This window comes from Bradyrhizobium sp. SUTN9-2 (assembly GCF_003122645.1).
In the GTDB taxonomy this organism is placed as follows: Bacteria; Pseudomonadota; Alphaproteobacteria; order Rhizobiales; family Xanthobacteraceae; genus Bradyrhizobium; species Bradyrhizobium yuanmingense.
The window spans coordinates 2,591,869-2,597,836 of record NZ_LAXE01000001.1 but is presented as its reverse complement, the minus strand read 5'-3'; the positions used below and the strand labels follow the sequence as shown (position 1 = coordinate 2,597,836).

The following is a 5,968-nucleotide window of genomic DNA, read 5'->3' as shown; positions in this document are numbered from 1 at the left end:
CCGGAGTTCTAATGGGGCTGATCCGATTAATCCTGTTCCACCTGGCTTTGATGCTGCTTGCACCTGAATTTTCAGACCCAACGAGTGCTGCCGCTGGCGCAAGTCCTTCAAGCGTCAAAGCTGTGGCGACATTCAAGCAGAACGGTCCCGGAGAGGTGCTATCAAGCTTCAGGACTGGCGGCTCCTACGACAGCCAAACGACGCTAGCCGCCCCCAGTCAACCGGCGGACAACTTCCGGCCGGTCAAGCTGGCTGGCAATTCCGCGGGGCTGGAACCCGGCCTTATATGCATGATCCGCACGCCCCAACGCCCGACTGGCAATTTCCTCGATGACGCTGATAGGATTAACATCCCCCTCGTGACGTACGGCATGTGCAATCCTGCCGGTCCGCCTTTTAACCTCTTAGCTGAAGAGACGCCGACCTCAAGCAATACAGCTACCCTCGGCGGGATGCTGGTTGTCGCTTTTCTGACTATTCTTGTCGCTATTTTGGTAGAAATAAACGGCCCAGGTGCGGGCACGTGAGGGAAGCAGATCTGAGCTATATCGCAGTTGCCGTTCAGCTGACCTCCTGCAACTGTTCACTAGTTGCGATCCAGCGTTCATGCCGACGGACCTGAGCGCCGCGCGGAACGCGTCCTGGTCAGCACTGATCTACGCCAACCTCGTCGCGCGCGCGGAGCTCCGCGGTTCTACAGCGTCGCGCGTCACTACTCTTCGGCTTCGCTCCACTGGACAAATGTTGCCCTTTTGTCTTCCTTTGAATCAGTCGAGCGCATCTTACCTGCATCGCACCGAAGCAATCGCAATTGCGGCCACAGAGCAGTTGGCAGCAGACCTCATCAGCTCCCCACGGTTCTCCCCTAACGAGAGGAGCGCCCTTCAGATGGCTGCGAGAGGAATGAAGCACAGAACTGTCAAGACCAGCTAGATGATCTCGAAGTATCTCCGACGTTCAAAGTCGGTCACTCGATTTTGAACGGCGTCCCATTCCCAACGGCGCGAGCAAGAAAACGTTTCAACAAACCTTTCTCCGAAAACCTCGTTCGCTGCTTCCGACTGTGCAAAACGATAAGTTGCCTCTGATAGGCTTTGAGGTAGTCTTGCGGTCATTTCCACGCTTGCATCGCCGGCGATCGACGCGGGTAGTGCCACACATGTCTCGACCCCCAATATTCCGGAACCAATGGCACATGCGAGCGCAAGATATGGGTTTACGTCTGCGCCTGCCAGCCGATATTCCAGACGATGGACAGAAGGCTCTCCCGAGATAACGCGAACCGCGCAGGAACGGTTGTCAAATCCCCAGCTTGGACAGATTGGTGCCCAGCAGCCAGGCACCAACCTCTTGTAGCTATTGAAGTTCGGCGCAGCGAGCACACAAAACTCGTTCATGTAGTTTAATTGTCCGGCGATGAATTGCCTCATAAGCTTTGAGAAGTTGCCCACCGCATTGCTGTCGTGAAACGCATTCTGACCGCCCGAGGACATCGAAATGTGAATATGGCCGGACTGGCCCGGCCAATCCTCGGAAACCTTGGCCATGAATGTAGCCATCATGCCTCGCCTTTGCGCCCATGCTTTTATCAGCGACTTGAATATGGTTGCTCGATCGGCAGCTTCCAAAGCATCACAATGACGAAGTGACGCTTCGACCACGCCCGGTCCCGTTTCGAAGTGCAGCCCGCTGAGAGGTATTCTAGCCTTTTCACAAAGGGCCAAGATCTCATCGAACAGCTCATGTTGAGCAACAGAGCGCATAATCGAGTAGCCGAACGCACCCCGCGTTAAAGGAACCCATTCGCTGAACGGCTTATCCTCAATTGTATCGGCGTTCTCCTTGAACAACATGAATTCAAACTCGAATCCGACAGCGCATCTGTATCCGAGGTCAGCAGCCCTTCTCAGGACCTTACGCAGAACACCTCGCGGGCAGATGTTCTCATGTGCGCCAATGAACTCGGCGAGGTAGAGATATTGATTACCGACATCAGACACCGAGCGGCCGGTGGCAGACAGAATACGCAGATCAGCATCCCCAAATGCTGTTAATGGCTGCTGCGTGAAACTGATCGGAATGACCCGATCCGAACAATCCCACGCCAGCACTGCTTCAGAGAACTTGATGACTTTATCTCGACCGGAGAGATCTTCACCTAAGACGTGTTTGCCTCGCAACACACCGTCGAAGTCGCTTACGCCGATCATCGCCGCGTGGGCGGGCACGGCTGCGGTCAAGGTTGCTTCAGTTGCCATCACTGGCTATCCCGGGCCACCAATTCGAACACCTGGTCCATTCGCATTGCTCGCAACTTGCGATAGTCATCGTCAAGCTGACTCTCGTCGCCATTCACGAGATAGACGATGCCTGGTGTCGACGCCAAATCGATGGTCGGAACCAGCTTTTCACCAATTGGAACGAATGCAATGGCATCCGCAAAGCTCGGGAGCTTGCGGATTCCTTCGAGTCCCGGGTAGCCGGCAACTACACCGCCCCTGTCGGAGATCAGGGAGACACATAGTGCGTGCGCCGTCCGCTTGTACGGCCCGCGCATCCTCATGTACTCACCAAAGCCTTCGGGATTTGCGTAGCGCCAAGCGGTCAGCGTGATATGGTTGTGTCCCAACGCCATGGTTCGTGCTTTTGCCGACATAGTCCCTTGAAGCCTCGCCCCGAAGTCCACCAGAACGGGCCCCCGATGATCGACAATGATCTCGGCATGAGCCGGTCCCTCGAGGATCTGAAGTGCCTGCAACGCACGTTTCAGGTAGTTAGTGAGCTCCTGAACGATAGGTTCGCTGCCGTCCAACAATCTCTCGAGTGAGCAGACCGATGATGCCCCCTCGACAGGAACGGTGTCATAGGTCCAGGCCTCCGTAATGAAGGCATCTCCGTGGATCGAGACGGCGTTTACGGTGTATTGTTGACCGTTTATTTTTTCCTGCCCGAGGGCAAAACGATTCAATGCTCCGACACGGTTCGTCTTCCCGATAATCGTTCTTAGAGCACGCTGAATATCGGAATCTGTCGAGCAAAAGAATACGTCCTCGGTGCCCGTACTGTTCAGAGGTTTGATCACAATCGCGTCGAAGTTCGCCTCGCGCTTCCAGCTTGCGATCTCTACAGCATTGTCAGACACGATTTGTCTGATCGATCGCACACCGGCATAGGTCAGCGCGCAAGACAATCGTGCTTTGTCGCGCCGAGCCGCCGATAGCGCGGTCCCGTTTGAAGGTAAGCCCAGCCGCTCGGACAACGAATCGGCGAGTTCGACTCCAGACTCGCAACCCGCGATAACGAATTCAACTTCTCTGCCATGTAGAGCCTGAAGATGATACTCAACGATCTCATCATACCCCATGCGTTCATCAGGGCGCATGACCTCATCGTACAGATCCGCATCGAAATGCGCTTGGAATATGGGTGGAATCTGTGCGGCCGACATCACATGCACGGTCCCAATTCCATAGCGCTTGAATTCTTCGGGTAGGTAGCGGCCGGTAGAGTATGCGTCCACAACTACACATTTCCGTTCTTTCATGCGGATCTCCGATACTGCAAGTAGATGTTGCTGACAGCGATAGCCGTAATGAGGACATTTCCAACGAACGTATGTGACGAATGCACGATGCGAGAATCGAAGTACTGGAACAGGAAGGTGACGATGGGGGCGGTGGACAGGACCATGTTGACGGTGAAGGGCTCTACGCGGCGAATGCCCTCCTGAATCAAGAGCAGAGGCAAAACGATTGTCGACAGCCCAATTGCTGCGATCGGAAGCCAATGCTGCGAGATCTCAGGCACGATAGATGAATAGTCGACCAGCCCCAGCAGCAAGAGAATGGTTCCATAAAAGCGATGCGCCAGCACTTGTCGGCCGGAAAACCCACGATCGAACAGCACCTTGACAAGTATATTTGTAAGGGCGAGCGATAGGCCGGCCAGGATGGCCAAGACGATGCCAAAGGACGATCGAGCCCCCCACTGCACGCCCGCATTGCCGCTGGCCGAGATCCAAATCATGTAAGTCCCGATCGTCGCAATCGCAGCGCTCACGACAATATCGGATGTTGGCGGGGCGCCCCTGCGCCTGATCAGGGCGTTTAACCACACTGTTGCGGCAGGCCCCAACGCCACCATGAAGGCGGCCACGATCGCAGGTTCAGCGTATTTCAGTCCTATAAATAGGCCGATCCAGCTGATCGCCGTCACGACGTTAAGTGCGACGAAGACCAGGAGCGGCCATTTACCGGCTCTTGCTTCGCCTCCCTCGTGGCGAGCCAAGAAGTTGAACGTCAGACAAACCACTGCGAAAGACAGCAGGAGCGCCACGAAGACATCGGCTTGCTGAAAATACGATGCCGCATAAACCTCGCCTGCCGCGCTCAGAACGACATAAAGCGCCACCAAGAACACTCCTAGAACGAAGCCACTCGTCAAGCGTCCACCCTTTTTGTGCCCGCGAGGCCGGGCGGAGCTCTCGGAAGCCCAGGCGCGTGCGTCGGTTTCGGAGGGCGGCCCTTTCGGCTCGCGCGAGCCGCGTTTCGTTTGCAATATCACGATCTGCCTCTAGCCGTTCTTAGTCCGGCAGTACCCAACAGACGCCTCTCCAAATGCTTTGAACAGTTGCTTGCTGAGGAGGTCGGTTGAGACGTGCCATTCGGGGTGCCATTGCACGCCGATTTGCAGCGTCGGAGCGCCAATCACTGAAGCTGCCTCGACCAGACCGTCAGGCGCCCACGCCTCGCCCCTCAGCGCTGGGGCAAGCGTCTCGATGCCTTGATTGTGCAGCGAGTTGACTTGCGCTTCGATCATCCGCGCGATTGGAAAGAGTGCGCCATCGGATGATATCCTGACGGGGTGCGCGGCATCGTACTGACGGTCCCTGGGACGATCTGGCTTCTCGGCATGCATGGCGCCGCTTTCTCGCCTCCACTCCGCAAGCGATGGGCGGAGTGTGCCGCCAAAATAGACGTTGAGTTCCTGAAGCCCACGGCAGATGCCCAGAATAGGCATTCCGAGGGCGATGGCGCTCTCTATGGCTGCGGCAGAGAGCCTGTCCCGCGGACGGTCAAGGATCCCAGCCTCAACATCCTGCCGATCAAAATCCACAAAGGACGCGGGCGCTGACAGAACGGCGGGGTCCACGTTCGATTCATCGCCTGTCAAGACCAGACCGTCCAGCCGGCGCATGCTGGCCGGGGCGACTTCGTCCCTAGCATCTTCCGCGTCGACGGTCGGCAATACGACGCAAGCCACTCCCGCATGACGATGGAGTGCCTGCACGTACTTGCGTCGTAACCAGTCGCGATGCACACCATCGACCAGAAGACGGTTCGAAGTGACGGCGACAACGGCTTGGGTGCGCTCGGACTGTTGCAACCTCACGCCACCTCGCCTCGCGTGCGAACGCCGGCAACGGACTGCTCATACAGCCGTCGATTTCGCTCTTTCAACTGAGTTATGACGCTAGGCTGACTTTGAGGCCCCGCGACAAAGAGCCCGCCCCAGGTGGCGGCGACCTTCGCGTAGTTCGGATCCTGCATTCGAATTTTCTGAGCCTTGCGCAACAGCCAAAACGGGATGCCGGGTGAAAGGTGGTGCTCAAGGTGGTACTCATCGAGATTCTGCCCTAGGATGGCTCGTTCGAGGAAGCTTCCTTTCCGATTCCTGGTGAGATAAACGTTCTGCGTCTCTGTTTCGCACATGGGTGAGTGCTCAGCGAGTTCGATAAACCAGCCGAGAACCTGAAACGTAGTTAGATAAGGCACGATCCAAAACAGGACGACGATATGGAGCAGACCAAGAGCATATGACCCGGCCAGGATGCTGAACCAGAACAAATAGAAGCCATACCTGTCGACAAGTATGCCTGAGCGGCTCTGATCTTCGGTCTCTTCGATCGAAAACCGATTAGTCCAAAGATACTTCAGATACGCTACTGTCGCGCCGCCGAAGATCGGCT

5 protein-coding genes and 1 pseudogene are annotated in these 5,968 nt (G+C 56.3%); 1 reads left to right on the top strand and 5 read right to left on the bottom strand.

Features of this window, described 5'->3' with window-relative positions; all coding sequences use genetic code 11:
- A partial coding sequence (locus tag XF30_RS11830; RefSeq protein ID WP_204524500.1) for a hypothetical protein occupies positions 1 to 527 on the top strand: 527 nt, incomplete at its 5' end.
- A gap of 402 nt (positions 528 to 929) precedes the next feature.
- Here the strand turns inward: XF30_RS11830 and XF30_RS11820 are convergent.
- From XF30_RS11820 to rtxC, 5 genes and pseudogenes are all read right to left on the bottom strand, one after another.
- Entirely contained in the window at positions 930 to 2,258 is a 1,329-nt protein-coding gene (locus tag XF30_RS11820) for a glutamine synthetase family protein (protein ID WP_109142797.1), read from the bottom strand.
- Positions 2,258 to 3,544, bottom strand: a complete 1,287-nt coding sequence (locus tag XF30_RS11815) for an ATP-grasp domain-containing protein (RefSeq protein ID WP_109142796.1) — start codon at positions 3,542 to 3,544, stop codon at positions 2,258 to 2,260. Before XF30_RS11815 ends, XF30_RS11820 begins: the two co-directional genes overlap by 1 nt.
- Positions 3,541 to 4,410, bottom strand: coding sequence for an EamA family transporter (locus XF30_RS11810; RefSeq protein WP_244608929.1), 870 nt, complete (start codon positions 4,408 to 4,410; stop codon positions 3,541 to 3,543). The genes XF30_RS11815 and XF30_RS11810 overlap by 4 nt, the downstream gene beginning before the upstream one ends.
- Positions 4,411 to 4,572: 162 nt before the next feature.
- Entirely contained in the window at positions 4,573 to 5,391 is an 819-nt protein-coding gene (locus tag XF30_RS11805) for a gamma-glutamyl-gamma-aminobutyrate hydrolase family protein (RefSeq protein WP_109142794.1), read from the bottom strand.
- A pseudogene (rtxC, locus tag XF30_RS11800) lies at positions 5,388 to 5,968 on the bottom strand (dhydrorhizobitoxine desaturase); the annotation flags it as partial. The pseudogene rtxC and the gene XF30_RS11805, both read right to left, overlap by 4 nt.